The sequence below is a fragment of the Streptomyces albofaciens JCM 4342 genome (genome assembly GCF_008634025.1).
GTDB lineage: Bacteria > Actinomycetota > Actinomycetes > Streptomycetales > Streptomycetaceae > Streptomyces > Streptomyces albofaciens.
The window spans coordinates 3,558,764-3,585,533 of the sequence record NZ_PDCM01000002.1 but is presented as its reverse complement, the minus strand read 5'-3'; the positions used below and the strand labels follow the sequence as shown (position 1 = coordinate 3,585,533).

The following is a 26,770-nucleotide window of genomic DNA, read 5'->3' as shown; positions in this document are numbered from 1 at the left end:
ACCACCTCATGCCCGTGTACGACTACGTGATCGTCGGCGGTGGCACCGCCGGATCGGTGATCGCCTCCCGGCTCACCGAGGACCCGAGCGTCCGTGTCGCCGTCATCGAGGGCGGCCCGTCCGACATCGACCGCGAGGACGTGCTGACGCTGCGCAAGTGGCTCGGCCTGCTCGGCGGCGAGCTGGACTACGAGTACACCACCACCGAGCAGCCCCGCGGCAACTCGCACATCCTGCACAGCCGCGCCAAGGTGCTGGGCGGCTGCTCGTCGCACAACACCCTGATCTCCTTCAAGCCGCTGCCGTCCGACTGGGACGAGTGGGAGGCGGCGGGCGCCACCGGCTGGGGCGCCAAGGACATGGACCCCTACTTCGGCAAGCTGCGCAACAACATCGTGCGGGTGGCGAAGAAGGACCAGAACCAGATCGCCACCGACTGGATCGAGGCCACCAAGAGCGCGCTCGGCGTGCCCGAGGTCGTCGGCTTCAACGACCAGCCGTTCGAGGAGGGCGTCGGGTTCTTCGACCTGTCGTACCACCCGGAGAACAACAAGCGCTCCTCCGCCTCGGTCGCCTACCTCCACCCGCACATGGAGGCCGGTGACCGCCCCAACCTCACGCTGATGCTGGAGACCTGGGCGACCAAGCTGGAGCTGGACGGCACCACCGCCAAGGGCGTCCACGTCCGGACCAAGGACGGCGAGGAGGTGTACGTCGAGGCCGCGCGCGAGGTGCTGGTGTGCGCCGGCGCGGTGGACACCCCGCGGCTGCTGATGCACTCGGGCATCGGGCCGAAGCGGGACCTCGAAGCGCTGGGCATCGAGTGCAAGCTCGACCTGCCGGGCGTCGGCGAGAACCTGATCGACCACCCGGAGTCGGTGATCGTGTGGGAGACGAACGGGCCGATCCCGGGCAACTCCGCGATGGACTCCGACGCGGGCCTGTTCGTGAAGCGGGACCCGGACCACAAGGGCCCGGACCTGATGTTCCACTTCTACCAGATTCCGTTCACCGACAATCCGGAGCGGCTGGGGTACGAACGCCCCGAGCACGGTGTGTCGATGACGCCGAACATCCCCAAGTCGCGCTCGCGCGGGCGTCTCTACCTCACGTCCAAGGACCCCGAGGTCAAGCCCGCGCTCGACTTCAAGTACTTCATGGACGAGGACGACTACGACGGCAGGACCCTTGTCGACGGCATCAAGCTGGCCCGCAAGGTCGCCGAGGCCGAGCCGTTCAAGAAGTGGCTCAAGCGCGAGGTCTTCCCCGGCCCGGACGTGACCGAGGACGAGGAGATCAGCGAGCTGGTCCGCAAGGCGGCGCACACCGTCTACCACCCGGCGGGAACCTGCAAGATGGGCGCCAAGGACGACGAGATGGCGGTCGTCGACCCCGAGCTGAAGATCCGCGGCCTGTCCCGCATCCGGATCGCCGACGCGTCGGTCTTCCCGACGATGCCCGCCGTGAACCCGATGATCGGCGTACTGATGGTGGGGGAGAAGGCCGCCGAACTGCTCGTCGACTCCCCGACCCGGGGAGGTGATGCCCGATGACCGCCACCGCCTCCGAAGCCGGTATACCCCGGCCCCGCAAGGCCGTCGACACGCCGCCGGCCGAAGACCCCCGGGACGTCGTCTTCTCCGTCCGCAACCTGTGGAAGGTCTTCGGCCCCAAGGCCGAACGCATCCCGGAGGACACCGAGCTGACCGGTCTGTCCGCGCGCGAACTGCGCGAGCGGACCGGCTGCACGGCCGCCGTCCGCGACGTCAGCTTCGACGTCCACAAGGGCGAGGTCTTCGTCGTCATGGGCCTGTCGGGCTCCGGCAAGTCCACCCTGGTGCGCTGTCTGACCCGGCTCATCGAGCCGACCAGCGGCGGCCTGGACATGGACGGCGAGGACGTGCGCGCCATGGACAAGTCCACGCTGCGCGAACTGCGCCGCCGACGCGCCGCCATGGTCTTCCAGCACTTCGGCCTGCTGCCGCACCGCTCGGTGCTCGACAACGTCGCGTACGGCCTGGAGATCCAGGGCGTGCCGCGTGCCGAACGCCGCGAGCGCGCCGCCGAGATGGTGGTGAAGGTCGGCCTCGCGGGGCTGGAGAACCGCCGCCCCGGGCAGCTGTCCGGCGGCCAGCAGCAGCGCGTCGGGCTCGCCCGCGCGCTCGCCGTGGACCCCGAAGTCCTCCTCTTCGACGAGCCGTTCAGCGCCCTCGACCCGCTGATCCGCCGCGACATGCAGGAAGAGGTCGTACGGCTGCACGAGGACGAGGGCCGCACCATGGTCTTCATCACCCACGACCTCGCCGAGGCGCTGCGCATCGGCGACCGCATCGCGCTGATGCGGGACGGGGAAATCGTTCAGCTGGGCACCCCCGAGGAGATCGTGGGCTCCCCGGCGGACGACTACGTACGCGACTTCGTCCAGGACGTGCCGCGCGAGCAGGTGCTGACCGTACGGCGCGCCATGCGCCCGGCCGAGGACGGCGAGGCCGAGACGGGGGCCGCGCTCACGCCGGACACCCTGGTCGCCGACGCCATCGAGGCCGTCGCCCGCTCCGGCGGCGCGGCCCGCGTGATGGACGGCAAGCGCTGCCTGGGCATCGTGGACAGCACCTGCCTGCTCAACGTCGTCGCCAAGATCGACGCCGGCCGGGGCGAGGTGGCTGCCTGATGACCGCGCACACCGGTACCGCCGACGCCGCCCTCGCGGCGGCCGGCTGGCCCCCGACGCGCCGGCCCGTACGGGTCGCTCCCGCCCAGGTACGGACCCTCGATCCGCCGAGCCGGAACCGGGACCGGACACGGCCCCAGGCCCCTGCCGGGACCCCGGCCCGCATCCGGCAAGTCCCCGGCGCCGACTCCCTGTTGGGCCGGTTCCGCACCGCCGTACAGCACCGCTGGCACGAGGCCCAGCGCGCCGCGGCGATGCAGGTACCGGCCGGCACGGTGAAGCGGGGGCGCGCATGACGGCCGCCACCACCACCGCGAGCACCGCCGCCGCGCCCGCCCGGCAGAGCGCTCTCCAAGCCGCCCTCCAGAGCCGCGGCCTCCGCAAGATCCTCGTCCTCGCCGTCGCCGCCGCGGTCCTCGTACCGCTCGCGCACGCGAAGTGGTCCAGCGGCACCTGGCCGAGTGACCTGACCGTCGACCTCAACGGCCCGCTCGGCCGCACCAGCGACTGGATCATCGACAACCGCGACAGCCACCCGCTGTTCGTCTACTTCCTCGGCCACCTCAGCAACGCCGTCGTCATCTCCGTACGCGCCGTCTACCAGCTCCTGCTGCTGCTCGGCTGGACCGGCGTCACCGCGGGCGTCACCCTCGTCGCCTGGCGCGTCGCGGGCGTCCGCATCGCCGCGACCGCGCTGGTCTCCTTCGCCGTCAGCGGCGTCCTGGACATGTGGCTGCCGACCATGCAGACCCTCGCCCTGATGATCGTGGCGGTCGTCGCCTCGGTCGTGGTGGGCGCCCTGCTGGGCCTCGCGGGCGGCCTCTCCGAGCGGCTGTTCAAGATCCTGCGGCCGGTGCTGGACACCATGCAGGTGCTGCCCGCCTTCGCGTACCTGCTGCCCGTTGTCCTGGTCTTCGGCATCGGCGTGCCCGCCGCGCTGCTGGCCACCGTCGTCTACGCGGCTCCGCCGATGGCCCGCCTCACCGCGCTCGGCCTGCGCGGCGCCGACCCCGGCGTCCTGGAGGCCGTCACCTCGCTCGGCGCGACCGGCCGGCAGCGGCTGCTGACCGCCCGCCTGCCGCTGGCCCGCAAGGAGCTGCTGCTCGGCCTCAACCAGACGATCATGATGGCGCTGTCCATGGCCGTCATCGCCTCCATGATCGGTGCCGCCGGTCTCGGCGACCGCGTCTACCAGGCGCTCGCCTCCGTGGACGTCGGCGCCGCGCTCGCCGCCGCCGTACCCATCGTGCTGCTGGCCATCGTCATGGACCGTACGACCGCCGCCGCCGGTGAGCGGATGGGCGCCGACGCGGCCCCCCGCGGCCCCAAGCTGCTGCGCGGCTGGTACGCCTGGGCCGGTGTCGCCGTCCTGACCGTGCTCGCCACCGTCGCGGGCCGGCTGGCCGGCTCCACCATCTGGCCCTCGGGCTGGACGGTGGCCATCGCCCGCCCGGTCAACGACTTCAAGGAGTGGATGGTCGACCACCTCTACTCCGGCGTCCCGGTCGTCGGCGGTACCGCCGACTGGGCCGCGCACTTCACCTCCTGGGTCCTGGACCCGCTGCGCGACGGCCTGACGGCGCTGCCGTGGTGGGGCGCGCTGCTGATCGTCGCCGCGCTGGCCTGGCTGATCGGCACCTGGCGCACCGCGCTGACCGCGACGCTCGCGCTGGCCGCCATCGGCGTCCTCGGCGTGTGGAAGCCGTCCATGAACACCCTCTCCCAGGTCCTCGCCGCCCTCGCGGTGACCTTGGTGCTGGGCTTCGGCATCGGCATCCTCGCCGCGGGCAGCAAGCGCCTGGAGGCGATCCTGCGCCCGGTGCTGGACGTCATGCAGACCATGCCGCAGTTCGTGTACCTCATCCCGGTGGTCGCGCTGTTCGCCGTGGGCCGCGCCCCGGCCGCTGCCGCCGCCGTCGTGTACGCGCTGCCCGCGGTCATCCGCATCACCACGCAGGGCCTGCGCCAGGTCGATCCCGGCGCCATGGAGTCCGCCCGTTCGCTCGGCGCCACCCGCTGGCAGACGCTGCGGCAGGTGCAGCTCCCGCTGGCCCGGCCCGCGCTGCTGCTGGCCGTCAACCAGGGCGTCGTCCTCGTCCTCGCCGTCGTCATCATCGGCGGCCTGGTGGGCGGCGGCGCGCTCGGGTACGACGTGGTCACCGGCCTCGCCAAGGGTGACCTGGCACTCGGCCTGGTCGCCGGCGTCGCCATCGTCTGCCTCGGCCTGATGCTGGACCGGGTGACGCAGCCGACGCAGCGCCGTACGACGGGGAAGGGAGCATGACGATGTCGCGTACCCGTACCCGTACCCGCATACGCGTGGCGGGGGCCGCCGCGCTGGCCGGGGCGACGCTGCTCGCCCTCTCCGGCTGCGGCAAGGCCGACATGACCAAGCAGGGCTCGCCCTTCCAGGCGGCGGGCGGCCAGCGCTCCGTGACCCTGTCCGTACAGACCTGGGTCGGCGCGCAGGCCAACGTCGCGGTCGCCAAGTACCTGCTCGAACACGAGCTGAAGTACCACGTCGACACCGTCCAGGTGGACGAGATCCCGGCGTGGGACGCGCTCAGCCAGGGCCGGGTGGACGCCATCCTGGAGGACTGGGGCCACCCGGACCAGGAGCAGCGGTACGTCAAGGACAAGAAGACGATCACGGCGGGCGGCGGCAACGGCGTCACCGGCCACATCGGGTGGTGGGTGCCCAAGTACTGGGCCGACAAGCACCCCGACGTGACCGACTGGAAGAACCTCAACAAGTACGCCGACCAGCTCCGCACCTCCGAGAGCGGCAGCAAGGGCCAGCTGATGGACGGCTCGCCGTCCTACGTCACCAACGACAAGGCGCTGGTGAAGAACCTCAAGCTGGACTACGAGGTCGTCTTCGCGGGTTCCGAGGCGGCGCAGATCACCCAGATCCAGCAGTTCGCCAAGCAGCAGAAACCGTTCCTGACGTACTGGTACGAGCCGCAGTGGCTGTTCAACCAGGTGCCGATGGTGGAGGTGAAGCTGCCGGAGTACTCCGACGCCTGCGCGGAAAAGGGCAAGAAGGACCCCGACTCCATCGACTGCGCCTATCCGACGACACCGCTGCAGAAGTTCTTCAACACGGAATTCGCCAAGGGCGGCTCCGACGCCGCGGCCTTCCTGAAGAACTTCCACTGGACGAAGGAAAACCAGAACGAGGTCTCCGAGATGATCGCCTCGAAGGGCATGTCCGCCGACGAGGCGGGCAAGGCCTGGGTGGAGAAGCACCCGGAGGTCTGGAAGAAGTGGCTGCCGAAGAAGTAGCCGGGCGGTCACCCCGTAGGAGCGCCCTGTAGACGGGGCGGGACGCCACGGGCCGGGCGGGTATGCCTTCGGGCATACCCGCCCGGCCTTTCTTCCTCCTCAGGTTCCACCGCACACGGCACCCGCGTCCGGATAATCGAGGGCATGTCCTCCACGCCGCCGACGGCCCGGCCGTACGCCGCTTCTCCACCGCGCCGGCGCAAACGACGCCTGATGGCCGTCCTCTTCGAAATGGCCGTGGCGTTCGGATATCTCGGTCTCGCCGGGCCGGCGATGCATTCGCCCGGCTGTTTCGAGCTGCTGCCGTCCCAGATGAAAGTGGCCGTATGCGCCGCGGCGGCGGTGCTGCTGCCCGCCCGGCGGCGCTTCCCCGTCACCGTCCTGATGGTGCTCGCCGCGCTCGCGGGTGCCCTGCCGGTCGCCGGAATGCTGACCGCCCTCGTCGCCTACGACACGATCCGCCGCACGGACGACCCGCGCCGCCGTACCGCCGTCCTGCTCACCGCCACCGCCATCCCCGTACTGGCCGCCGTCGTCGGCACGGCCGCCACCGACTACGAAAGCTGGGTCTTCGACCTCGCGCAGGGCGTCGTGGCCGGCAGTGTCGGCATTCTCGTGCCCGGTCTGGTCGGCAGCTCGCGCGGACAGCAGGAACGCCTGGTGGTGGCCCTGCGGGAGCGGGCCGCCGCCGCGGAGGAGGCCCGCCGGGTGATCGACAGCGCCTCCCGGGTCGAGGAGCGCACCCGTATCGCCGCCGAGATGCACGACCTGCTGGGCCACCGGCTCAGCCTGATCTCGCTGCGCAGCGGCGGCCTGGAGATGGCGCTCGCCACCGAGGCCCCCGAGCTGAAGGAGAACGCCACGCAGGTCCGCGTGGCCACCCGGGACGCCATGAACGAGCTGCGCGCGGTCCTCGGCGTCCTCGGCCCGCTGAGCCGCGACACCGGTACGGAGGCGCTCACCGACGCCACCGGCACCCGCGCGGACATCGCGGCGCTGGCCGAGGAGTCCCGGGCCGCGGGCGTCCCCGTCACCGTCCGCTGGCAGGGTGCCGACCTGGACGGACTGGAGCCGCGGGTGCGGCGTGCCGTGCACCGCGTCGTCCGCGAGGCGCTGACCAACGTCCACCGGTACGCGCCCGGCGCCTCCGTCGGGCTGACCGTGGAGCACACCGCCGAACTGGTACGCGTCACCGTCCGCAACGGCGCGCCCCCGGAACCCCCGGAGGCCACCACCGGGCTCGGCACCGGACGCGGTCTGCCCGGTCTGCGCGAGCGGGTGGGCCTGCTCGGCGGCGAGCTGCGGACCGGACCGACCGAGGCGGGCGGCTTCCTGGTCGAGGCGGCGGTGCCCGCGCACCCGGCTTCGGCCGCGGCGCCCACCGAACAGCCGAAGGCCACGTCGGCCTCCCTGGCTGCCGAGGGGCGGCGGGACCTCGCCGCGCTGCCCGGCATACTGCGTCACCTGCCCGGCGTGGCCACCGGCATCCTCGGGCTGGTCGGGGTGGGCACGATGCTGGTGCTCGGCCTGTTGCTGGTGCAAGGGGCCCGGCCGTCCCAGGAGCCGCCGCCCCCACGCGAGATCCACGTCGGCATGTCCCGCCAGGAGGTCCAGTTCTCGGCCGCCTTCGACAGCGGCCTCGCCCGCGCCGCCGCCTCGGGCCGCGAGCCGCCCCGGCCGAGCGGCACGGACTGCATCTTCCCGTACACGGGCGACGATCCCGTGGCCGGACGCATGGAGATCACCCGTTACTGCTTCCGCGACGACGTACTGGCCGAGATCAAGACGTTCTGGGTGCCGGCCGCGCCCTGAACACGATTTCCCGGTACGGATGTCCGCCGACCCCCACCTCGTATACCGTGCGGCCAGTCCGCGAAGCCCGAAGAAGCCCGAGGAAGCCCGAGGAAGCCCGAGGGGGAGCGTCATGGCGGTGGAAGTCTGGTACGCGTACGTGAACCGCTACCTGGCACCGGTGCTGGTGGCGTGCCGCGAGGTCTACCAGCGGGAACTGCGCGCGGGCACCCACTGGCAGCCCCTGCCCGGAGCACTGGAGTGGACCCTGCCCTTCGGGATGGACGACGGCAACGGCCTGGTACGGCTGACCCTCTTCAGCGAGTACGTCCCCGAACGCTCGGAGACCTGGGCCCGCGTCGTCGTCGCCGCGGGCACCGCCGCCTTCATGGGCCCGGGCACCGGCAACGTGGCGCTGCCCCGCTTCACGGCCTGGGGCGGCGAACGGCTCGGGGCACGCGAACCGGCCGCGCCCCCGGAGCCCGCGCCGCGTCCGGACGCGCGGCTGACCCGGGGCATGGCCGAGGCGCTGCTGGCAGGCGTCGGCGGGGTGCCGGGCTCGCTGCGTGAGGAGCCGGGCGGGGAGTACAGCTTCGGGGTGTCCATGAAGCCGGAGTGAGGCCGAGGCGGACCCGGCGGCCCCGCGGGGCGGGAACGCGCCCCGGCGGTCCGCCGAGCCGGAACGAGCCCCGGCGGTCCGCCGAGCCGGAACGAAGCCCGGCCGCCCCGCCCGGATACTGTGGCCCCATGAGCGATCTGCACGGTGAGCGCCCCGGCGGGCCCGTACGCGTCCTCCTCGCCGACGACGAGGAAATGATCCGTCACGGGGTCCGGCTCATCCTGCGGCACGCCGAGGACATCGACGTCGTCGCGGAGGCCGCCAACGGCGCCGAGGCGATCGAGCTGGCCGCCCGGCACCCGGTGGACGTGGCCCTCGTGGACATCCGCATGCCGGTCCTGGACGGTCTCGCCGCCATCGAACAGCTCGTCCGGCTCGACCCCAAGCCGCAGGTCGTCATGCTCACCACGTTCGGCGACGAGGAGAACGTCACCCGCGCCCTCCAGGCGGGCGCCAGCGGCTTCCTGCTCAAGGACGAGGGGCCGCAGGAACTGATCAGCGCCGTACGGGCGGCCGCCGCCGGGGACGCGGTCCTCTCGCCCGGCGTCACCGGGCACGTCGTACGGCGGATGCTCCAGGGCGGCGGCCGGGTCGGCGCCGAGGGTGCCGACGAGCGGCTGGCCGCGCTGACCGACCGGGAACGGGAGGTGCTGGCGATGCTCGGCGAGGGCCTGTCGAACCTGGAGATCGGCCGTCGGCTGGAGATCGGCCTGGGCACGGTCAAGACCCACGTCGGGCGCATCCTCGACAAGACCGGCACGGAGAGCCGCGTACAGGCGGCCCTGCTGGCGCACCAGGCGGGGCTGGCGGGCTGAGGCGCGCGGGCGGTGCGCCGGACGGTGCGTCGGACGGCCCGCCGGGGTGGTGCGCCGGGCGGTGCGTCGGACGGTCCGCCGGGCGGCACCGGGCGGTCCGTAAGCGCGTGATCGAAGCAGCCGTCGCCGACCGCAACCCCTCACCCCTGCTCCCGCGTCCCCCACAGGCATAGTGGACACGCCCCCGGCCGGGGGCAGGCCGCTCGATGCCGCTTCACCGGACGCACCAGGGGGAACCCGCTCCATGCCTGCCATACGCCGTACCGCCGCGGCCGCCGCCGCGGTGGTCACGCTGCTCACCGCCGTCACCGCCTGCGGCCCCGGCGACGACAAGGCCGCCGCCGGGCCAGGGAGTTCGGCCGCGGCCGGGGACAGGAAGGGCGCGGCGGGCCAGGACGCCGGCGGGCCCGACCTGCCCAACGGGCTGCCGTCCGACCTGGACGGCATCAAGAAGTGGGAGAAGGACGGCTGGAAGGACTGGGACCAGTGGTCCCGCAAGGCCTCCGAGTTCGCCAACCCGATCATCAAGGACCTGTGGAACCCGTCCCGGATGGCCGAGGCGAAGACCACCCCGGACGTCACCGCCCAGAGCGCCGGCACGGCCGACGGCGGCACCGACCCCGAGCCGCGCCCGGTACAGGCGCAGCAGGTGGCGCGCCCGTACCACCAGCACATGGCCCCCATCGGCAAGATCATGTTCGACAGTCCGCAGGGCCCGATGGTCTGCTCCGGCACCGTGGTCGAGGACCCGGCGCACCCCGGCAAATCCAACCTCGTGTGGACCGCCGGCCACTGCGTGCACACCGGCAAGAGCGGCGGGTGGATGCGCAATATCGTCTTCGTGCCGTCCTACAACGACGAGGGCCTGCCGATGAGCCAGGTCGGCCGGGCCCCGGCGCAGGAAGTCGCGCCGTACGGCGTGTGGTGGGCCAACTGGGTCACCACGTCCGGCGAGTGGATCGACATGGGCAGCACGAAGTCCGGCAACGCCGGTTCCGCCTACGACTTCGCCGTGCTCCACGTCCGTCCGGAACGCGGCGGCGGCAAGTCGCTCCAGGAAACGGTCGGCGCGGCACTGCCGGTCTGGTTCGGCGCCCCCTCCGCCGACCACATCAACGGCCTCCAGGCCTTCGGCTACCCGGCCGCACCCCCCTACGACGGCGCCCGCATGATGAACTGCCCCTCCCGCCCCGGCCGCCTCACCATGTCCCCCGGCACGCCCCCGATGCACCGCATCGGCTGCACCATGACCGGCGGCACGTCCGGCGGCGGCTGGTTCACCAACCGGGGCGGCCGCACCTACCTGGTCTCCAACAGTTCCATAGGCTCCCTGGACCACACGTGGCTGGCGGGGCCGCATCTGGGGGTGGAGGCGAAGCGGGTCTTCGACGGGATCAGCCGCAAGTTCGCGTGAGGGGAGGACCCGCCGGTAGGCCGGCCGGGCTCAGGTGGCGAGCCCCCGGGCGAAGTCGACAAGTTCGGCCCAGGCGCCGGGGGTCAGCGCCAGGGCCGGACCGTCCGGGTTCTTGGAGTCGCGGACGGGGATCACGCCGTGTGTGGTGACGAGGTTGGTGGCGATCTCGATGCATTGGCCTCCGTTGTTGCTGTAAGAGGACTTGACCCAGCGGGGGGAGTCGGTGGTCATGGTGAGTCCCTTCGTAGCTGACGTGGCCGGTCGCCAGAGGTCAAACGGTGGCCTGCCGGGCGAACTCGACCAATTCGGCCCACGCGTCGAGGGTGAGAGTCAGGACCGGCCCGTGCGGGTTCTTGGAGTCCCTGACGGGGACCACGCCGCGCGTGGTGGTGAGGTTGGTGGCTACCTCTATGCAGACGCCGCCGTTTTCGCTGTAGGAGGACTTGAACCAACGGGGGGTCTCGGTGGTCACGGGGTGCCCTTTCGTAGCTGTTCGATCAAGGCCAGGGACGACGCTTGGGAGAGCGCTTCAGCTTGCAGCTGATGGTAGGCCGCCAGCAGAGGCAGCACCGACACCATGTCCCTTTCAAGGTAGCCCTGTTGGGCGGATTCTGCGTACGACATGAGCTTGCGGTCCGGCAGGGTGAGGACGTAAAGCGGCAGGCTGAGCGGACGGCGCTCACCCAAGGCGAACGGGGCGATCTGGAACACGGTGTTCGGCATCTCCGCAAACTCGACTAGGCGATCCCACTGGGCGTCCATGACATCGGGTGTACCGATAGACCGCCGGATGCAGCTTTCGTCCAGTACCACGAAGACCTGCGGTGAAGGCGTTCGAGCGAGCGCGGCTTGTCGTTTTGCCACTAGCGCCACACGCTCGTCCGCCTGGTCAGGTGTGATCGCTCCCCGTTTTACGGCGCTCTTGGCGATGACCGTTGCGTACTCCGGTGTCTGAAGGAGGCCGGGGATGACGCCTACATCGTAGAGCCGGATTTCTGCTGCCCGTGCCTCATGCCCTACGTACTCAGGGAGCCCTTCTATCAGCGCCGGCTGGCGCACGGACCGTCCCTGACGTTCAAGACGATCACCGGTTCCCAGTACCTTGTCCGCTCTTGTCGCGAAGCGGGGAGTTGGGGGACGGCGGCCATTTTCGATGGCGGAAATGTGCGTACCGGAGTAGCCCAAGCGCTCCGCCAGTTCTTCTTGCGTCCACCCCTGCTCGTCCCGCAGTGCACGCAGACGGACGCCGAAGCGTGCAGCGGGGGATCGGTCGGGGTCCAGCTCTTTCCGGTTCAACAGCCACCACCTAACTCGTCGTTCAATAGGCGCAAGTTGAACTGACCCCGACTGTAGAGCACCCTGGCTCCCCCTGGTAGTGGAATCACTACAGAGAGGAGTCGACCTTGTCCGAACACCTCAACCGACTGATGTGCTCATGCGGACATGACGGCGTGCTTCTTGTGCGCACCAGTGATGGCGGTGGTACCGCTTCCGACACCCGCCGAGCGGAAGGTCACCCCATGACAGCTCCCGCTCCCGCGCCGACCCGTCTGGAAATCCAGATCACCGGCATCCGCAAACACGTCGCCGAATGTGTCACCAAAATCGGCGGTTCGGAGTGTGGCGCCCGTTCTGCCGTGTGGGACGCTCCCATGCAGACGAACACTTGGATGCGTGAACACGCGGCCGATACCGGGCACAAACTCTTCGAGAAGCGGACGGAGGAGCCCGTCAGCATCTTCTCCAGGCCCGTCAAGAAGCGCAGCCAATAGCGGCGGCGCTATCCCCGCCGATCCGGCAGCGCCCGGCACAGCGCCTCCAGTGCCGCGCCGAAGGCATGCTCCGGCGGGGTGGCGTAGCCGACGACCAGGCCGTGGCGGGCGGGGCCGGTGGCGTCCGGGTGGCGGTATGTGGTCAGGCCGTCGAGGGCCAGGCCCTGCCAGCGGGCCGCTCGCAGGGCGGCCTCTTCGCCCTGTTCGCCGTCCTGCGCGGGCAGTTCGAGTACGGCGTGCAGACCGGCCGCGATGCCACTGACCGTGATGTGCGGCGCGCTCGCCGCCACCGCGTCCACCAGCCGGTCGCGCCGCCGCCGGTAGCGCAACCGCATGCTGCGCACATGGCGGTCGTACGCGCCGCGCTCGATGAAGTCCGCGAGGGTGAGCTGGTCCGTGACGCCGGCCCACGCCTCCCGCTCGCCCTTCGCGGCCAGTACCGGTTCCACCAGGTGCTCGGGCAGCACCATCCAGCCCAGCCGCAGCGCGGGCGACAGGCTCTTGCTCACCGACCCGATGTGGACGACGTGGTCGGGGTCGAGTCCCTGGAGGCTTCCTACGGGCTGCCGGTCGTACCTGAACTCGCCGTCGTAGTCGTCTTCCAGGATCAGACTTCCGGTGCCGCGCGCCCAGTTGACGGCTGCGGCACGGCGGTCATGGTGCAGCGGTACGCCGGTGGGGAATTGGTGCGCGGGGGTGAGGAGGGCCGCCCGTAAGGCGGGTGAGGACGGCAATTCGGCAATATCGACGCCGTGTTCGTCCACCGGGAGGGGTACGGTGCGTACCGCCGCAGCTGCCAGCAGCGACCGGTGGAACTCCAGACCGTACTCCTCGACGGCCAGCGGTCCGCCGAGGACCGGCTGCCCGCCGACCGCCGGACTGGCGAACAGCAGGCGCAGCGCGTGCGCGAAGCCTGAGCAGATCACGATGCGTTCGGGCTCGGTGCGTACACCCCTCGCGCGCGCCAGATACTCCGTCAGCGCGCGCCGCAGTTCGGGGCGGCCGCGCGGGTCGCCGGGGCCGAACGCGTCATTCGGGGCTGCGGTCAGCGCGCGGCGGGCCGATGTGAGCCATGCGCTACGGGGGAACGAGGCGGCGTCCGGCTGGCCCTGGAGCAGGTTGTGCACGGGGCGTGCGGCCACGGGCCGGGGAGCGGGGGAAGGGGAGGGGCGCAGCGGTTCCGCGCGCTGGGCGACCCGGGTGCCCGAGCCCTGCCGCGCGCTCAGCCACCCCTCGGCGACCAGTTCCGCGTAGGCGTCGGCGACGGTGTTGCGGGCAATGCCCAGGTCCGCGGCGAGCGAGCGGTACGGCGGCAGCTTCGTGCCGGGCGCGAGCCGTCCCGTACGTACGGCCTCACGCAGCGCCCGTATGAGCGCGGCCCGCCGGCTGCCCGGTCCGACCAGCTCCAGATGCAGGTCCGTACCCAGGACCGCCGCGGAATTGACCCATGATCCCCCCATGGAAGCGCACCCTACAGCGGGTCGCCCGGCTGCCTAGGTTCGAGGACATGACGAACACGACACAGACCGCCGGTACCGAAACGTCCGCCACCCGCCGCCTCGACTTCGCCCGCACCGCGCCCAAGGCGTTCAAGGCCCTCCTCGCCTTCGACAGCGCCGCCCGCGAGCACCTGGACCCGGCCCTCGTCGAACTGGTGCAGATCCGCGCCTCGCAGCTCAACCACTGCGCGTACTGCCTCCACATGCACACCACCGACGCCCGCAAGCGCGGGGAGAGCGACGAGCGGCTGGACATGGTCGCCGCGTGGCGCGAGGCGCGCGGGTTCTTCACGGAACGGGAACGGGCCGCGCTCGCCCTGACGGAAGCGGTCACCCGACTTGCCGACCAGGGAGTGCCGGACGAGGAGTACGCCCGCGCCGCCGAGCACTTCGACGACACGGAGCTCGCCGGGCTGCTCACCCTGACGTTCGCGATCAACACCTGGAACCGGATCGCCGTCAGCACGGGCAAGACGCCGGGCAGCGACTGAGGGATCTGGGTGGGGCGGTGCGGTGCGGGGCCGGGCGGGGCGGTACGGGCCGCGTCAGGTACCGCTACCGCTACCGGTGTCGGTACCGCTACCGGTGTCGGTACCGCTACTGGTGTCGGTGGCGCTACTGGTGTCGGTGGCGCTGCCGGTGTCGGTGTCAGTGCGGTCCGGGGCGTCCGAGGCGGCCCGCACCCGCCGCCAATGCTGCGCCTTGTCCTTCCCTTCCCGTACGACGATGCCCAGCGCGGCCAGCTCGGTCCGCAGCTGCTCGGCGTCCTCCTTGTGGCCCTTCTTCAGGGCGTGCTCACGGGCCTTGAGGAGGGCGTGGGCGGCGGCGGACAGGTCGGGCTGGGCCGTCACCCAGCGGCGGAAGTCGGCGGCGTACGGGTCGCCGTCCGGCCGCCACGGGTAGCCGTGCCGCCGGAACGCCGCCGCGAACCGCTCCGTGTCGAAGTCGCCGCGCATCCGGACCAGTTCTGTGGTGTCGTGGCCGAGTACGACCAGGCTCTTGCCGTCCTTGAAGACCGCGGCCGTCGCCGTGCGCGGCACCGTGCGGGAGACGCGGTCCACGGTCAGTTCGGCCTGCTCGGGGCCGATGACGCCGGTCACGTACTCCAGCTCGGCGAAGAACGCGATCGCCAGGCCCAGCAGCGCGCCGACGACCGCGGCCCCGATCGACACCTGTGGTTCGGGCAGGGACGCGACCAGCTTGAACGGCCCTTGCAGCGGCGCCCAGGGCAGTGAAGCCACCCAGCCCGCCGCCCGGCTGAGCAGCCACACCACCACCGCTCCCAGTACGGGGAAACCGGCCCACAGCACGGCGCGGTCGCCGGTGGTGGGGCCGACGGAGGTCCGGTCGGGCGAAGACGGAACCTTGGACGGTGACGATGCCTTGGGGGGCGGGTTGTCGGTGGGCATCGGGGCGGTTCTCCCTCGGGTGCGGGGTGGGTGAGGTCAGGGGTGGGACGGGGCGGGCCCGCCGGTACGGTGCGGGGCCGCGCCGGTCCGTTCCCGGCCGGTCAGCCAGGCGACGATCCGCCGTAGCTCGGCGGCGTGCGCCGCGGGGTCGAAGCCGGGTTCGTCGGCCGTGAGATAGGCGCCGTCGATCAGGCTCTGGATCCAGCCGGCGACCCGTTCGGGAGGGAAGGCGAGCCGGCGTCCCGCCGTGGCGAGCCGTTCGGTCAGGGTGGCGAGGGCGGCTCGTATCTGCGTGTTGTCCGTATGGATCATCCTGGCGAACTCCTCGTCGCGGTTGGCCTGGAAGACGGCCGCGGCGGCGAGGCCCGGGACCAGCGGGTCGGCGAGGTCGGCGAGCAGGTGGTCGAGCAGGAGGTCGAGGCCGTCGTCCGGCCGGTCCGCGGCGAGCGCGCGGGCGCACGCTTCGGCGTTGCGCGGCACATCGTCGCCGAACAGCGCGTGGAAGATGTCGCGTTTGGTCGCGAAGTAGTGGAAGAGGGTGCCGGAGCCGATCCCGGCGGCCCGGCAGATACGGGCGGTGGACGTGCCATCCACGCCGTGCGCGGCGAACTCCTCGGCCGCGGCGCTGAGGATGTGGGCCCGTTTGCGGGCGTGCTCTTCGGGGTTGACGGTACGCATCACCACAATAGTAGAGCGACTGCTCCAGTAAAGGCTAGATCGTCAACTCGGGGTTGACGGTGGACCGGGCGTCAACTTACGGTTGACGCATGACCGAACCCACCCGCAGTACCCACCCCGTCCGCCTCGACGAGCTGATCGAGGCCATCAAGAAGGTCCACACGGACGCGCTGGACCAGCTCACCGACGCGGTGCTCGCCGCCGAGCACCTCGGCGAGGTCGCCGACCACCTGATCGGCCATTTCGTGGATCAGGCCCGCCGCTCCGGCGCCTCCTGGACGGACATCGGCAAGAGCATGGGCGTCACCAAGCAGGCGGCCCAGAAGCGGTTCGTCCCCAAGGCGCCCGGCGAGGCGTCCGACCTCGACCCCAGCCAGGGCTTCGGCCGCTACACGGAACGCGCCCGCAACGTGGTGGTGACCTCGCAGAACGAGGCCCACGCCGCGGGCAACAACCAGATCGGCACCGCCCACCTGGTGCTCGGCCTGCTGGCCGAGCCGGACGGCCTCGCGGCGCGGGCGATCGTGGCGCAGGGCGTGACGCTGGATGCCGTCCGGCAGCGGGTGACCGAGTCGCTGCCGGCCGCGGCCGGGGAGATGCCCGCGCTGATCCCGTTCGACGCGCAGGCCAAGAAGGCGCTGGAGCTCACGTTCCGCGAGGCGCTGCGCCTGGGCCACAACTACGTCGGCACCGAGCACATCCTGCTCGCGCTGCTGGAGCTGGAGGACGGCGAGGGACTGCTGAGCGGCCTCGGCATCACCAAGGAGGCGTCCGAGGCCGACATCACCGCGACGCTGGCCAAGATCGTCGCGGATCGGGAAGAAGGGAAGTGATTCCGGCCGGGCCGTCACGGCCCGGCCGTCAGCCCGTACGCGACTCCTCGGCCCGTACGCGACTCCTCGGCCCGTACGCGACTCCTCGGCCCGTACGCGACTCCTCACCCCGTACGCAGTTCCTCCGCCAATGCCTGCACCGCCCCCATCGCCCGCCGGTGCAGCCCGCCGCCGAAGGTGACCCGGGACGCGCCCGCCGCGCCCAGTTCACGCGGGGACGGGCCGCCCGGTACGGCGATGGCGTTGACCGGCAGCCCGATCCGGTCCGCCAGTTCCCGCAGGACCCGCGGCGGCGCGAGGATCGGGTAGACGCAGTCGGCTCCGGCGTCGGCGTACCGCAGCCCGCGCCGTACCGCTTCCTCCACCTGCGCCGCCAGGCCCGCACCGCCGGAATCGTCCGTACCGCCGGAACCGCCCGTACCACCGGAACCGTCCACACCACCGGAACCGCCCCTGCCGGGCAGGAACACATCGATACGAGCGTTGAGCACCAGCCCGTCCCCGGCCGCGGCCCGGATCGCCGCCAGCCGGTCCGCCTGCCGCCCGGCATCCGTGAGCGCCCCGCTGTGGTGATCGCTGTCCTCGATGTTGCAGCCCACCGCCCCGGTGGCGGCGATGCGCTCCACCAGTTCCTTCGCGGGCAGACCGTAGCCCGCCTCCAGATCCGCCGTCACCGGCACGTCCACGGCCCGTACGATCCGGGCGACCGCCGCGAACATCTCGTCCGGCGGTGTGCCGCCGTCCGCGTACCCGAGTGCCGCCGACACCCCCGCGCTCGGCGTGGCCAGGGCCGGAAACCCGGCCGCCGCGAAGATCCGCGCGCTCTCCGCGTCCCACGGACCGGGCAGGACGAGCGGATCGTCCGCCGCCCGGCCGTGGTGCAGGGCGCGCAGGGCCGCGGCGGTCACGCGCCGCCTCCGATGGGCTGCCGGATCGTGACGTTGATGCGGTTCCACATGTTGATGGTGGTGATCAGGGCGATGAGGTGGGCGAGTTCGCGCTCGTCGAAGTGCGCGGCGGCGCGCTCGTACACCGCGTCCGGCACGAAGCCTCCCCCAGCCTCCGGCCGGGGGGACCCCCACGTCAGGACGGTGACGGCCTCGGTGAGGGCGAGGGCGGCCTGTTCCTTGGCGGTGTAGTGCCCGGTGGCCTCCTCCCAGGCGTTGAGGAGGTGGATGCGCTCCTCGGACACCCCGGCCTTCCGCGCGTCCTTGACGTGCATGTCGAGGCAGAACGCGCAGTGGTTGATCTGCGAGGCGCGGATCAGGACCAGCTCGGCCAGGACGGGGTCGCCCAGGCCCTTCTTCGCGGCGATGTGCGCGTTCAGCAGGGGCTGGTAGACCCCCGGAGCGAGCTTGTAGAAGGCGAGCCGGGCGGAGTCGGTGGCGGTCGTCATCACGCCTGCCCCGGCGTCATACGGGTGGTCACGCCGAAGCGGTTCCACGCGTTGATGGTGGTGATCAGGGCGATGAGCTGGGCGAGCTCGGCCTCCTCGAACTGGCCGGCGGCCCGCTCGTACACCGCGTCCGGCACGAAGCCGTCCGTGAGGACGGTGACGGCCTCGGTGAGGGCGAGGGCGGCCTGCTCCTTGGCGGTGTAGTGCCCGGCGGCCTCCTCCCAGGCGTTGAGGAGGTAGACGCGCTCCTCCGTCTCCCCGTCCTTGCGGGCCTCCTTGATGTGCATGTCGATGCAGAAGGCGCAGTGGTTGATCTGCGAGGCACGGATCTTCACCAGGTGGACCAGCGCCGGGTCCAGCCCCTTCTTGGCCGCCGCGTCGAGCGCGACCATGGCCCGGTAGACCTCGGGCGCGTTGGGCGCGATGGCGATCCGCGGGTGGTGGTGTCCCTGCTCGGGGTTTTCGTTCGTGGTCATGGCTGCGACGCTACGCCCGCATTGGCGCACGGGTATGGTCCATTCGTATGGACGATTCGTGGGCCACTTTCGGTCGCGACCTGCATCTCGACCTCGCCGGCGGCGGGGGCGTCCGCGCCTCCCTGATGCGCGCCCTGCGCGAGGCCGTCCGTACCGGGCGGCTCGCCCCCGGCACCCGGCTGCCCTCCTCGCGCTCGCTCGCGGTGGACCTCGGCATCGCCCGCAACACCGTCGCCGACGCCTACGCCGAACTGGTCGCCGAGGGGTGGCTCGGCGCGCGGCAGGGATCCGGCACCCGGGTCGCCCGGCGCGCCGAGCCGCTGCGGCCCGCGCCGCCTGCCCGGCGCGCCGTCCCTGCCCGGGCGCCCGACCGTCCGCGCTACGACCTGCGGCCCGGCACCCCGGACGTCTCCGCGTTCCCGCGTGCGGCGTGGCTGGCCGCGGCGCGCCGCGCGATCACCGCGGCGCCCAGCGAGGCGTTCGGTTACGGACCGTCGCTCGGCCGCCCTGAGCTGCGTACCGTGCTCGCCGACTACCTGGCCCGCGCCCGCGGCGTACGGACCGATCCGGACCGGATCCTGATCTGCACCGGGTTCATGCAGGGCCTCGGCCTGCTGGCGCGTGCCCTGCGGGGCGCGGGCGTGCGTGAGATCGGCACCGAGGCGTACGGCCTGCACTTCCACCGCGATGTGCTGACCCGCGCCGGACTGCGCCCCGTCCCGTTGCCGGTCGACCAATACGGCGCGGACACGGGGCGGTTGGCCGAGCAGGCGGGCGTACGGGCCGCCCTCCTCACCCCGGCGCACCAGTTCCCCACGGGCGTACCGCTGCACCCCGACCGGCGGGCCGCCGTCATCGACTGGGCGCGCGCCGGCGGGGGGCTGGTGCTGGAGGACGACTACGACGGCGAGTTCAGGTACGACCGGCAGCCTGTGGGAGCCGTCCAGGGACTCGATCCCGACCGTGTCGCCTATCTCGGCACCGCGAGCAAGAGCCTCGCTCCGGCGCTGCGGCTGGCCTGGATGGCGCTGCCGGACCACCTCGTGGAGCCGGTCCTCGCCCTCAAGAGCACGGGCGAGTGGCAAACCGCAGCGCTGGAACAGCTGACCCTCGCCGAATTCCTCACCTCGGGCGCGTACGACCGGCATGTGCGCGGGATGCGGCTGCGGTACCGGCGGCGGCGTGATCAGCTGGTCACCGCGCTGGCCGGGCAGGCGCCGCACATCCGGGTCAGCGGCATCGCGGCCGGCCTGCACGTCGTCCTCGAATTGCCGCCCGGTACCGAGCAGTCCGTCGTTCAGGCCGCCCGCTGGCAGGGCCTCGCCCTGGAAGGGCTGAGCAGTTTCGCGTACCCCGCGGCGGCGGACGGCGCGCCGCTGCGTGACGCCTTGGTCGTGGCGTACGGAAGGCCGCCGGAGCACGCGTTCGCGGGAGCTCTGGAAGCGCTGCTACGGGTGCTCCCGCCCGTGCCGTAGGCCGCTGGCGGCAGGTTGCGCCGCTGCGTCGAGAGCCCCGGGCGCCGCCCCCGGCACTTCCGGTGCCTCTCCGAAACGCGCCAGGGCCAGCGCGCCCAGTACCGCCAGCGCGAACCCGGCGATGCCCAGTGGCGCCAGCCCGGGGCGGGTGCGGTCGCCGAGCCAGATGATGCCGACCAGTGCGGGGCCCAGCGTCTCGCCGATGACCATGCCCGCCGTCGCGGCCGTCACCGAGCCGCGCTGGAGGGCCGAGGTCAGCAGGAGGAAGGCCGCGCCGCCGCCGATGAGCAGGGCGTAGGTGGCGGGGTTGGAGAGGAGGGGCCCGGGGGACAGGTCGGGGATCAGGCGTACGGCGACCTCCACCACGCCGAAGCCGAAACCGGCGCCGAGCCCCAGCGCCGCCGCCCGCGCCCGGTCGGGCAGCCGTCCGGCCGCCGCGCCGCACGCCAGGATCGCCAGGGCGACGGCCAGCACACCGAAGCGCAGCGCGGTCGAGCCCGTGCCCTTGCCCTCCGCGCCCGAGGCGAGCCCCAGCATGGCCAGTCCGCCGCAGACCACCGCCACGGCCGTCCACTCGGCACGGCTGAGCCGGACGCGCAGCAGCGGTACGGCGACGACCGCGGTCACGGCCAGGCTGGCGGCGAGGGCCGCGCCCACCGCGTAGATCGGCAGCGAGCGCAGCGCGACCAGTTCGAGGAGGAAGCCGCAGCCGTCCAGGGCCAGGCCGAGCAGATAGCGCCACTGCCGCAGGACGCGCAGCAGCAGTCTGGGGTCCACGCCGGACCCCGAGCCGGTCCCGGGCGCGGTGGCGCGTGCCGCCACCGCCTGGAGGACCGATGCCGTACCGAAGCAGATCGCCGAGCCGAGCGCGCAGAACATCCCAATCAGCACACAACGACTGTAGGCGGGCGCCCCGTCACGGGCCTGTTGCGGGCCACGGGGGCGTGGCCTTTAGGCTGAGCTGGCTGAAAACCGTTGCCACGGATGTACGGGGGAAAACAGGGATGGCGGAACAGACGAAGGCCCGGCGGCGGCTGCGGTCGAGCACGGTGGTCCTGGGCAGTATGGGCGCGCTCGCGGCGGCCCTGACCTCCTGCGGCTCCGAGCCCGACAAGCGCTGCGTCGACCGGAACAGCTACGACGCCGTCAAGGGGTACCGGGTCATCGACTCCAAGGCGTGCAAGAGCGGGAGCGGGTCGGGCGGGACCGGCAGTACGGGCGGCACCGGATCGTCGTCCGGCCCGGGCAGGGACAAGGGCACCGCCGGCCGCGGGCAGAAGAAGGTCGACGGCCAGTGGTACTACGGCTCCGACGTGAGCGGCCGGTACGCCGACTCCGGCACCTTCAGCCACAGCACGGCCGTCAACCGCGGCGGCTTCGGCTGCTCCGGTTCCAGCGGCGGGTGACGGCGGTGCGCGCGAAAGAGGCCCGGGTGGCGGCGGGGCGTACGGGAACGGTCCCGCACCGAGGGGCGGCCACGTGAAGCGGCACACCACCCGGCCCCGCCCCGGCTGGCAGCAGACCGTCGAGGCGCAGGGCCTGATCTACCCGCTGACCCGTTACCCGGACGACTCGCTGCGCCCGTACTGGGACGAGAGCGCGTACTACTCCTTCACGCTGCCCGAGGTCGAGGCGCTGGAGGAGGTCGTCGAGGAGCTGCACGGCATGTGCCTGGCCGCGGCCGCGCACATCGTCGAGCACCGGCGCTTCGCCGACCTCGGCATCGACGACCCGCGGCTGGCGGACCTGGTCGCCGAGTCCTGGCACCGGCGCGCCGAACTGCCCACGCTGTATGGGCGGTTCGACCTGCGCTACGACGGCACCGGCCCGGCCAAGATGCTGGAGTACAACGCCGACACGCCGACCTCGCTGGTCGAGGCGGCGGGCCCGCAGTGGTTCTGGATGGAGGAACGTTTTCCCGGCGCCGACCAGTGGAACTCGCTGCACGAGCGGCTGGTCGACGCCTGGCGCAAGCAGGCCGGGCTGCTGCCGCCGGGCGCACCCGTGCACTTCGCGCACTCGGCCGGCGACGAGCTGGGCGAGGACCTGATGACCGTCGCCTACCTGGAGGAGACGGCACGGCAGGCGGGTCTGGAGACCGTGGCGATACCGGTCGAGGAGATCGGCTGGGACGGTCTTTCCGGCCGCTTCGTGGACCAGCGGCTGCGCTTCATACGGGCCTGCTTCAAGCTGTATCCGTGGGAGTGGCTGGCCACCGACGAGTTCGGCCCGCACGTCCTGGACACCCTCGACAACGGCGGCGGCACCGGCACCACCCTGTGGATCGAACCGGCCTGGAAGATGCTGCTCTCCAACAAGGCGCTGCTGGCCGTCCTTTGGGAGCTGTACCCCGGCCACCCGAACCTGCTGCCCGCCTACCTCGACGGGCCGCGCGAACTGGCGGACGGACCGGACGGACCCGGCTACGTGGCCAAGCCGCTGCTCGGCCGCGAGGGCGCCGGTGTCACCGTCCACCGGGCGGGCGCGGCCCCCGTCGTACGCGACGAACCGTGCTGCTACCAGGAGTTGGCCCCGCTGCCCGACTTCGACGGCAACCGTGTGGTGCTCGGCGCGTGGGTCGTCGAGGACGAGGCGGCGGGGCTCGGCATCCGGGAGTCGGCGGGGCTGGTCACGGACGAGTACGCGCGCTTCCTGCCGCATGTGATCCTGTGAGGCGCGCCCCCTGGCAGGGGCAGCGCCCCACGGTCACCCGCCCAGCACCGCCCGCAGCTGGTCCAGGCCCCAGTCCAGGTCCTCCTTGCTGATGACCAGCGGGGGCGCCAGCCGGATGGTGCTGCCGTGGGTGTCCTTGACCAGCACGCCGCGCCCCATGAGCCGTTCGGAGATCTCCCGGCCGGTGCCCAGGTCCGGGTTGATGTCGATCCCGGCCCACAGACCGCGCCCGCGCACCGCGTCCACCGCGCCGCCGCCGGTCAGCAGCCCCAGCTCGTGGTGGAGGTGCTCGCCCAGCTCCCGGGCGCGCTGCTGGTACTCGCCGGTGCGCAGCATCGCCAGGACCTCCAGCGCCACCGCGCAGGCCAGCGGATTGCCGCCGAACGTCGAGCCGTGCTCACCCGGCCGGAACACGCCCAGCACCTCGCGTGAGGAGACCACCGCCGACACCGGCACGATGCCGCCGCCCAGCGCCTTGCCGAGCACGTACATGTCCGGCACCACGCCCTCGTGCTCACAGGCGAAGTCGGCGCCGGTGCGGCCCAGGCCGGACTGGATCTCGTCCGCGATGAACAGCACGCCGCGCTCGCGGGTCAGCTCCCGTACGCCCGGCAGGTATCCGGGCGGCGGCATCAGCACGCCCGCCTCGCCCTGGATGGGTTCGAGCAGCACCGCGACCGTGTCCTCGTCCACCGCGTCCGCCAGCGCCGCCAGGTCGCCGTACGGGACGATCTCGAAACCCGGGGTGTACGGGCCGTAGTCGGCGCGCGCCTCCGGGTCGGTGGAGAAGGAGATGATCGTGGTCGTGCGGCCGTGGAAGTTGTTGTCCACCACGATGATCTTCGCCCGGCCGTCCGGGACGCCCTTGACCCGGTAGCCCCACTTGCGGGCGGTCTTGACCGCCGTCTCGACCGCCTCCGCGCCGGTGTTCATCGGCAGCACCATCTCCATGCCGCAGAACTCGGCGAGCCGCGCGCAGAAGTCGGCGAACCGGTCGTGGTGGAAGGCGCGCGAGGTGAGGGTCACCCGCTCCAGCTGCGCCTTGGCCGCCTCGATCAGCCGGCGGTTGCCGTGGCCGAAGTTGAGCGCCGAATACCCGGCGAGCATGTCCAGGTAGCGGTTGCCCTCCACGTCCGTCATCCAGGCCCCCTCGGCGGAGGCCACGACGACGGGGAGCGGGTGGTAGTTGTGCGCGCCGTGGGCCTCGGCGGCGGCGATGTTGCGTTCCGTGGACGTCGTAGGGGTCACCATTGACTCCGTTCGGTATGCGGGCGATCCCGGGAGAAGAAATCCCGTTGGCCGGACGGTATGCGAAGAAAGGTTGCGCCGCACACCCCCCGTTAGACTGGCCCCGCGCATCGCGACTGGCGTACGGGGAAGTGACCTCGGGGGAACGGTGCGCGGCCGCCGCAAGGCGGCCCACCACGAGGTGCCGCCCTGCCTGGGCACCCGGGGAGCACGACCGGAAAGCCGTACGAAACCGATCGCCCCGGAGGACCCCATGAGCCGTCCCCTGTCCCACCCCGCCCTCGCCGCCGCCGACCCCGAACTGGCCGCCCTGGTCGGTGCCGAAGAACGCCTCCAGGGCGAGACGCTGCGCCTGATCCCCTCCGAGAACTACGTGTCCGCCGCGGTGCTCGAAGCCACCGGCACGGTCCTCCAGAACAAGTACAGCGAGGGGTACGCGGGCCGTCGCTACTACGAAGGCCAGCAGAACATCGATCTTGTCGAGCGGCTGGCGATCGACCGCGCCAAGGCCGTCTTCGGCACCGAGCACGCCAACGTCCAGCCGTATTCGGGCTCGCCCGCCAACCTCGCCGTCTACCTGGCCTTCGCCGAACCCGGCGACACGGTCATGGGCATGTCGCTGCCGATGGGTGGCCACCTCACCCACGGCTGGGGCGTCTCGGCCACCGGTACGTGGTTCCGCGGCGTCCAGTACGGCGTACGGGCCGACACCGCCCGTATCGACTTCGACGAGGTGCGCGACCTCGCCCTCAAGGAGCGCCCGAAGCTGATCTTCTGCGGCGGTACGGCCGTGCCGCGCACCATCGACTTCGCCGCCTTCGCGGAGATCGCCCGCGAGGTGGACGCCGTGCTGGTCGCGGACATCGCGCACATCGCCGGGCTGATCGCGGGCGGCGCCCACCCCTCGCCCGTACCGCACGCCGACGTCATCTCCACCACCACCCACAAGACGCTGCGCGGCCCGCGCGGCGCCATGCTGATGTCCCGCGAGCAGTACGCGAAGCCGCTGGACAAGGCGGTCTTCCCGGGCCTCCAGGGCGGCCCGCACAACCACACCACCGCCGCCATCGCGGTCGCCCTCCACGAGGCCGCGCAGCCGTCCTTCCGCGACTACGCGCACGCCGTCGTCGCCAACGCCAAGGCCCTCGCCGAACAGCTGCTGGCCCGCGGCTTCGACCTGGTCTCCGGCGGTACGGACAACCACCTGGTCCTGATGGACCTCACGCCCAAGGAGGTGCCCGGCAAGGTCGCCGCGAAGGCCTTGGACCGGGCCGGGATCGTGGTCAACTACAACACCGTCCCGTACGACCCCCGCAAGCCGTTCGACCCGTCCGGCATCCGCATCGGCACCCCGTCGCTGACCTCGCGCGGCCTGGGCACCGAGCACATGCCGCAGATCGCGGACTGGATCACCCGGGGCGTCACGGCCGCGGGCGCGGGCGACGAGGACGCGCTCACCACGATCCGCGCCGAGGTCGCCGAGCTGATGAGCGCCTACCCGGCGCCGGGGCTGGTGGGCGACGCGTCCTGAGCGGGCGCCGGGGAGGCGGGCTGGGCCGGGAGTCTGCCGGCCGGCCCCGGTCCGCCGGCCCCGCCACCCCCGTACCCCTGCCCGTGCCCCCGTCCGTACGCCCCGTGCCCCCGCCGCTGCCCGGCCGCGCGCCGCCCCCGTCCGCGGACCTGAGAGAATGAGCGCCATGGCTCTCGATCGTCCGCGTGTACTCTCCGGGATTCAGCCCACGGCAGGCTCCTTCCACCTCGGCAACTACCTGGGCGCCGTCCGCCAGTGGGTGGCCTTGCAGGAGTCCCACGACGCCTTCTACATGGTGGTGGACCTGCACGCGATCACCGTCCCGCAGGACCCGACGGCGCTCCGCGCGAACACCCGGCTCGCCGCCGCTCAGCTGCTGGCCGCCGGTCTCGACCCGGAGCGCTGCACGCTCTTCGTCCAGAGCCACGTCCCCGAGCACGCCCAGCTCGCCTGGGTCATGAACTGCCTGACCGGCTTCGGCGAGGCCAGCCGGATGACGCAGTTCAAGGACAAGTCCGCCAAGCAGGGCGCCGACCGCACCAGCGTCGGCCTGTTCACGTACCCGATCCTGCAGATCGCCGACATCCTGCTCTACCAGGCCAACCAGGTCCCGGTGGGCGAGGACCAGCGCCAGCACATCGAGCTGACCCGGGACCTGGCCGAGCGTTTCAACGGCCGCTACGGCGACACCTTCACCGTCCCGGCGCCGTACATCCTCAAGGAGACCGGCAAGGTCTACGACCTCCAGGACCCGGCGGTCAAGATGAGCAAGTCGGCGTCGTCGGTGAAGGGGATCATCAACCTGCTCGACGAGCCCAAGGCCTCCGCCAAGAAGATCAAGAGCGCGGTCACCGACACCGACACGGTGATCCGCTACGACGCCGAGGCCAAGCCGGGCGTCTCCAACCTGCTGACGATCTACTCCACCCTCACCGGCGAGTCCATCGCCGACCTGGAGAAGAAGTACGAGGGCAAGATGTACGGCGCCCTCAAGACCGACCTCGCGGAGATCATGGTCGAGTTCGTCACACCGTTCCGGGACCGTACCCAGGAATATCTGGACGACCCCGAGACGCTGGACTCGATCCTGGCCAAGGGCGCCGAGAAGGCCCGCGCGGTGGCCGCCGAGACGCTGGCCTCGGCGTACGACCGGATCGGGTTCCTGCCCGCCAAGCACTGACCGGC

At 71.9% G+C, this 26,770-nt stretch carries 28 protein-coding genes; 17 read left to right on the top strand and 11 right to left on the bottom strand.

What is annotated here, in order from left to right; translation table 11 throughout:
* Positions 1-8: 8 nt before the first annotated feature.
* The 9 genes from CP973_RS35540 (at position 9) to CP973_RS35500 (ending at position 10,595) form a co-directional block, all read left to right on the top strand.
* On the top strand, positions 9-1,553 hold the full coding sequence (locus CP973_RS35540; protein ID WP_150248179.1) for a GMC family oxidoreductase: 1,545 nt from the start codon (positions 9-11) through the stop codon (positions 1,551-1,553).
* Positions 1,550-2,671, top strand: coding sequence for a quaternary amine ABC transporter ATP-binding protein (locus CP973_RS35535; RefSeq protein ID WP_150248177.1), 1,122 nt, complete (start codon positions 1,550-1,552; stop codon positions 2,669-2,671). The genes CP973_RS35540 and CP973_RS35535 overlap by 4 nt, the downstream gene beginning before the upstream one ends.
* Positions 2,671-2,967: a hypothetical protein gene (locus CP973_RS35530; protein ID WP_150248175.1), complete on the top strand. Its 297-nt coding sequence runs from the start codon at positions 2,671-2,673 to the stop codon at positions 2,965-2,967. The genes CP973_RS35535 and CP973_RS35530 overlap by 1 nt, the downstream gene beginning before the upstream one ends.
* On the top strand, positions 2,964-4,955 hold the full coding sequence (locus CP973_RS35525; RefSeq protein WP_150248173.1) for an ABC transporter permease: 1,992 nt from the start codon (positions 2,964-2,966) through the stop codon (positions 4,953-4,955). The genes CP973_RS35530 and CP973_RS35525 overlap by 4 nt, the downstream gene beginning before the upstream one ends.
* 2 nt (positions 4,956-4,957) lie before the next feature.
* Entirely contained in the window at positions 4,958-5,956 is a 999-nt protein-coding gene (locus CP973_RS35520) for an ABC transporter substrate-binding protein (protein ID WP_150250735.1), read from the top strand.
* A gap of 144 nt (positions 5,957-6,100) precedes the next feature.
* Positions 6,101-7,768 carry a sensor histidine kinase gene (locus CP973_RS35515; protein ID WP_150248171.1) on the top strand — a complete coding sequence of 556 codons (1,668 nt, stop codon included), beginning with the start codon at positions 6,101-6,103 and terminating at the stop codon, positions 7,766-7,768.
* A gap of 112 nt (positions 7,769-7,880) precedes the next feature.
* A complete protein-coding gene (locus tag CP973_RS35510) occupies positions 7,881-8,366 on the top strand; it encodes a hypothetical protein (protein ID WP_150248169.1) in 486 nt (161 codons plus the stop codon).
* Positions 8,367-8,494: 128 nt separating this feature from the next.
* Positions 8,495-9,181: a response regulator gene (locus CP973_RS35505; RefSeq protein WP_150248167.1), complete on the top strand. Its 687-nt coding sequence runs from the start codon at positions 8,495-8,497 to the stop codon at positions 9,179-9,181.
* 244 nt (positions 9,182-9,425) lie between these two features.
* Positions 9,426-10,595: a trypsin-like serine peptidase gene (locus CP973_RS35500; protein WP_150248165.1), complete on the top strand. Its 1,170-nt coding sequence runs from the start codon at positions 9,426-9,428 to the stop codon at positions 10,593-10,595.
* A 30-nt stretch (positions 10,596-10,625) separates the two neighbouring features.
* Here the strand turns inward: CP973_RS35500 and CP973_RS35495 are convergent, their stop codons facing one another.
* The 3 genes from CP973_RS35495 to CP973_RS35485 are packed head-to-tail and all read right to left on the bottom strand — an operon-like array spanning position 10,626 to position 11,891.
* On the bottom strand, positions 10,626-10,826 hold the full coding sequence (locus CP973_RS35495; protein ID WP_150248163.1) for a DUF397 domain-containing protein: 201 nt from the start codon (positions 10,824-10,826) through the stop codon (positions 10,626-10,628).
* A 40-nt stretch (positions 10,827-10,866) separates the two neighbouring features.
* Positions 10,867-11,067, bottom strand: a complete 201-nt coding sequence (locus tag CP973_RS35490; RefSeq protein ID WP_150248161.1) for a DUF397 domain-containing protein — start codon at positions 11,065-11,067, stop codon at positions 10,867-10,869.
* Positions 11,064-11,891, bottom strand: coding sequence for a helix-turn-helix domain-containing protein (locus CP973_RS35485; protein ID WP_150248159.1), 828 nt, complete (start codon positions 11,889-11,891; stop codon positions 11,064-11,066). The genes CP973_RS35490 and CP973_RS35485 overlap by 4 nt, the downstream gene beginning before the upstream one ends.
* 107 nt (positions 11,892-11,998) lie before the next feature.
* Between CP973_RS35485 and CP973_RS35480 the strand changes: the two genes are divergently transcribed.
* On the top strand, positions 11,999-12,367 hold the full coding sequence (locus CP973_RS35480; RefSeq protein WP_244410201.1) for a DUF7848 domain-containing protein: 369 nt from the start codon (positions 11,999-12,001) through the stop codon (positions 12,365-12,367).
* An 8-nt stretch (positions 12,368-12,375) separates the two neighbouring features.
* Here CP973_RS35480 and pdxR (CP973_RS35475) read toward each other — a convergent pair whose 3' ends face one another.
* Entirely contained in the window at positions 12,376-13,827 is a 1,452-nt protein-coding gene (gene pdxR, locus CP973_RS35475) for a MocR-like pyridoxine biosynthesis transcription factor PdxR (protein ID WP_150248157.1), read from the bottom strand.
* A 47-nt stretch (positions 13,828-13,874) separates the two neighbouring features.
* Here pdxR (CP973_RS35475) and CP973_RS35470 point away from each other — a divergent pair, with 47 nt between their 5' ends.
* Positions 13,875-14,357 (top strand): carboxymuconolactone decarboxylase family protein, encoded by a 483-nt coding sequence (locus CP973_RS35470; RefSeq protein WP_150248155.1) that lies wholly within the window; start codon positions 13,875-13,877, stop codon positions 14,355-14,357.
* Between the two features lie 54 nt (positions 14,358-14,411).
* Here the strand turns inward: CP973_RS35470 and CP973_RS35465 are convergent, their stop codons facing one another.
* Entirely contained in the window at positions 14,412-15,275 is an 864-nt protein-coding gene (locus tag CP973_RS35465) for a YqeB family protein (RefSeq protein ID WP_208853361.1), read from the bottom strand.
* 36 nt (positions 15,276-15,311) lie between these two features.
* On the bottom strand, positions 15,312-15,953 hold the full coding sequence (locus CP973_RS35460) for a TetR/AcrR family transcriptional regulator (RefSeq protein ID WP_150248153.1): 642 nt from the start codon (positions 15,951-15,953) through the stop codon (positions 15,312-15,314).
* Positions 15,954-16,042: 89 nt separating this feature from the next.
* Here CP973_RS35460 and CP973_RS35455 point away from each other — a divergent pair, with 89 nt between their 5' ends.
* On the top strand, positions 16,043-16,786 hold the full coding sequence (locus CP973_RS35455) for a Clp protease N-terminal domain-containing protein (protein ID WP_150248151.1): 744 nt from the start codon (positions 16,043-16,045) through the stop codon (positions 16,784-16,786).
* A 104-nt stretch (positions 16,787-16,890) separates the two neighbouring features.
* Here CP973_RS35455 and CP973_RS35450 read toward each other — a convergent pair whose 3' ends face one another.
* The 3 genes from CP973_RS35450 to CP973_RS35440 are packed head-to-tail and all read right to left on the bottom strand — an operon-like array spanning position 16,891 to position 18,658.
* Complete coding sequence (locus CP973_RS35450; protein WP_150248149.1) at positions 16,891-17,694, bottom strand: isocitrate lyase/PEP mutase family protein; 804 nt, start codon at positions 17,692-17,694, stop codon at positions 16,891-16,893.
* Positions 17,691-18,182: a carboxymuconolactone decarboxylase family protein gene (locus CP973_RS35445; RefSeq protein ID WP_150248147.1), complete on the bottom strand. Its 492-nt coding sequence runs from the start codon at positions 18,180-18,182 to the stop codon at positions 17,691-17,693. Before CP973_RS35445 ends, CP973_RS35450 begins: the two co-directional genes overlap by 4 nt.
* Complete coding sequence (locus CP973_RS35440) at positions 18,182-18,658, bottom strand: carboxymuconolactone decarboxylase family protein (protein ID WP_150248146.1); 477 nt, start codon at positions 18,656-18,658, stop codon at positions 18,182-18,184. The genes CP973_RS35445 and CP973_RS35440 overlap by 1 nt, the downstream gene beginning before the upstream one ends.
* Before the next feature lie 47 nt (positions 18,659-18,705).
* Here CP973_RS35440 and pdxR (CP973_RS35435) point away from each other — a divergent pair, with 47 nt between their 5' ends.
* On the top strand, positions 18,706-20,133 hold the full coding sequence (gene pdxR, locus CP973_RS35435; RefSeq protein WP_150248144.1) for a MocR-like pyridoxine biosynthesis transcription factor PdxR: 1,428 nt from the start codon (positions 18,706-18,708) through the stop codon (positions 20,131-20,133).
* Here pdxR (CP973_RS35435) and CP973_RS35430 read toward each other — a convergent pair.
* Positions 20,107-21,012 (bottom strand): hypothetical protein, encoded by a 906-nt coding sequence (locus CP973_RS35430; protein ID WP_150250731.1) that lies wholly within the window; start codon positions 21,010-21,012, stop codon positions 20,107-20,109. The genes pdxR (CP973_RS35435) and CP973_RS35430 overlap by 27 nt on opposite strands.
* 125 nt (positions 21,013-21,137) lie before the next feature.
* Between CP973_RS35430 and CP973_RS35425 the strand changes: the two genes are divergently transcribed.
* Together CP973_RS35425 and CP973_RS35420 are read left to right on the top strand one after the other, a co-directional pair.
* Complete coding sequence (locus CP973_RS35425) at positions 21,138-21,539, top strand: hypothetical protein (protein ID WP_150248142.1); 402 nt, start codon at positions 21,138-21,140, stop codon at positions 21,537-21,539.
* A gap of 73 nt (positions 21,540-21,612) precedes the next feature.
* Entirely contained in the window at positions 21,613-22,806 is a 1,194-nt protein-coding gene (locus CP973_RS35420; protein WP_150248140.1) for a glutathionylspermidine synthase family protein, read from the top strand.
* 33 nt (positions 22,807-22,839) lie between these two features.
* Here CP973_RS35420 and rocD read toward each other — a convergent pair whose 3' ends face one another.
* Entirely contained in the window at positions 22,840-24,057 is a 1,218-nt protein-coding gene (gene rocD / locus CP973_RS35415; RefSeq protein WP_150248138.1) for an ornithine--oxo-acid transaminase, read from the bottom strand.
* 250 nt (positions 24,058-24,307) lie between these two features.
* Between rocD and CP973_RS35410 the strand changes: the two genes are divergently transcribed.
* Both CP973_RS35410 and trpS read left to right on the top strand, forming a co-directional pair.
* Positions 24,308-25,585: a serine hydroxymethyltransferase gene (locus CP973_RS35410; RefSeq protein WP_150248136.1), complete on the top strand. Its 1,278-nt coding sequence runs from the start codon at positions 24,308-24,310 to the stop codon at positions 25,583-25,585.
* Between the two features lie 166 nt (positions 25,586-25,751).
* Positions 25,752-26,765 (top strand): tryptophan--tRNA ligase, encoded by a 1,014-nt coding sequence (trpS, locus tag CP973_RS35405; RefSeq protein WP_150248134.1) that lies wholly within the window; start codon positions 25,752-25,754, stop codon positions 26,763-26,765.
* Positions 26,766-26,770 lie beyond the last annotated feature (5 nt).

What these genes read in the sequence shown, in the direction of transcription:
- trpS (WP_150248134.1), top strand. Translation starts at nt 25,752, where the DNA reads ATGGCTCTCGATCGTCCGCGTGTACTCTCCGGGATTCAGCCCACGGCA.
- CP973_RS35540 (WP_150248179.1), top strand. Translation starts at nt 9, where the DNA reads ATGCCCGTGTACGACTACGTGATCGTCGGCGGTGGCACCGCCGGATCG.
- CP973_RS35470 (WP_150248155.1), top strand. Translation starts at nt 13,875, where the DNA reads ATGACGAACACGACACAGACCGCCGGTACCGAAACGTCCGCCACCCGC.
- CP973_RS35495 (WP_150248163.1), bottom strand. Translation starts at nt 10,826, where the DNA reads ATGACCACCGACTCCCCCCGCTGGGTCAAGTCCTCTTACAGCAACAAC.
- CP973_RS35510 (WP_150248169.1), top strand. Translation starts at nt 7,881, where the DNA reads ATGGCGGTGGAAGTCTGGTACGCGTACGTGAACCGCTACCTGGCACCG.
- CP973_RS35455 (WP_150248151.1), top strand. Translation starts at nt 16,043, where the DNA reads ATGACCGAACCCACCCGCAGTACCCACCCCGTCCGCCTCGACGAGCTG.
- CP973_RS35535 (WP_150248177.1), top strand. Translation starts at nt 1,550, where the DNA reads ATGACCGCCACCGCCTCCGAAGCCGGTATACCCCGGCCCCGCAAGGCC.
- CP973_RS35520 (WP_150250735.1), top strand. Translation starts at nt 4,958, where the DNA reads ATGTCGCGTACCCGTACCCGTACCCGCATACGCGTGGCGGGGGCCGCC.
- CP973_RS35460 (WP_150248153.1), bottom strand. Translation starts at nt 15,953, where the DNA reads ATGCGTACCGTCAACCCCGAAGAGCACGCCCGCAAACGGGCCCACATC.
- CP973_RS35425 (WP_150248142.1), top strand. Translation starts at nt 21,138, where the DNA reads ATGGCGGAACAGACGAAGGCCCGGCGGCGGCTGCGGTCGAGCACGGTG.
- rocD (WP_150248138.1), bottom strand. Translation starts at nt 24,057, where the DNA reads ATGGTGACCCCTACGACGTCCACGGAACGCAACATCGCCGCCGCCGAG.
- CP973_RS35515 (WP_150248171.1), top strand. Translation starts at nt 6,101, where the DNA reads ATGTCCTCCACGCCGCCGACGGCCCGGCCGTACGCCGCTTCTCCACCG.
- CP973_RS35410 (WP_150248136.1), top strand. Translation starts at nt 24,308, where the DNA reads ATGAGCCGTCCCCTGTCCCACCCCGCCCTCGCCGCCGCCGACCCCGAA.
- CP973_RS35445 (WP_150248147.1), bottom strand. Translation starts at nt 18,182, where the DNA reads ATGACGACCGCCACCGACTCCGCCCGGCTCGCCTTCTACAAGCTCGCT.
- CP973_RS35430 (WP_150250731.1), bottom strand. Translation starts at nt 21,012, where the DNA reads ATGTTCTGCGCGCTCGGCTCGGCGATCTGCTTCGGTACGGCATCGGTC.
- CP973_RS35440 (WP_150248146.1), bottom strand. Translation starts at nt 18,658, where the DNA reads ATGACCACGAACGAAAACCCCGAGCAGGGACACCACCACCCGCGGATC.
- pdxR (WP_150248157.1), bottom strand. Translation starts at nt 13,827, where the DNA reads ATGGGGGGATCATGGGTCAATTCCGCGGCGGTCCTGGGTACGGACCTG.
- CP973_RS35525 (WP_150248173.1), top strand. Translation starts at nt 2,964, where the DNA reads ATGACGGCCGCCACCACCACCGCGAGCACCGCCGCCGCGCCCGCCCGG.
- CP973_RS35465 (WP_208853361.1), bottom strand. Translation starts at nt 15,275, where the DNA reads ATGCCCACCGACAACCCGCCCCCCAAGGCATCGTCACCGTCCAAGGTT.
- pdxR (WP_150248144.1), top strand. Translation starts at nt 18,706, where the DNA reads ATGGACGATTCGTGGGCCACTTTCGGTCGCGACCTGCATCTCGACCTC.
- CP973_RS35530 (WP_150248175.1), top strand. Translation starts at nt 2,671, where the DNA reads ATGACCGCGCACACCGGTACCGCCGACGCCGCCCTCGCGGCGGCCGGC.
- CP973_RS35500 (WP_150248165.1), top strand. Translation starts at nt 9,426, where the DNA reads ATGCCTGCCATACGCCGTACCGCCGCGGCCGCCGCCGCGGTGGTCACG.
- CP973_RS35505 (WP_150248167.1), top strand. Translation starts at nt 8,495, where the DNA reads ATGAGCGATCTGCACGGTGAGCGCCCCGGCGGGCCCGTACGCGTCCTC.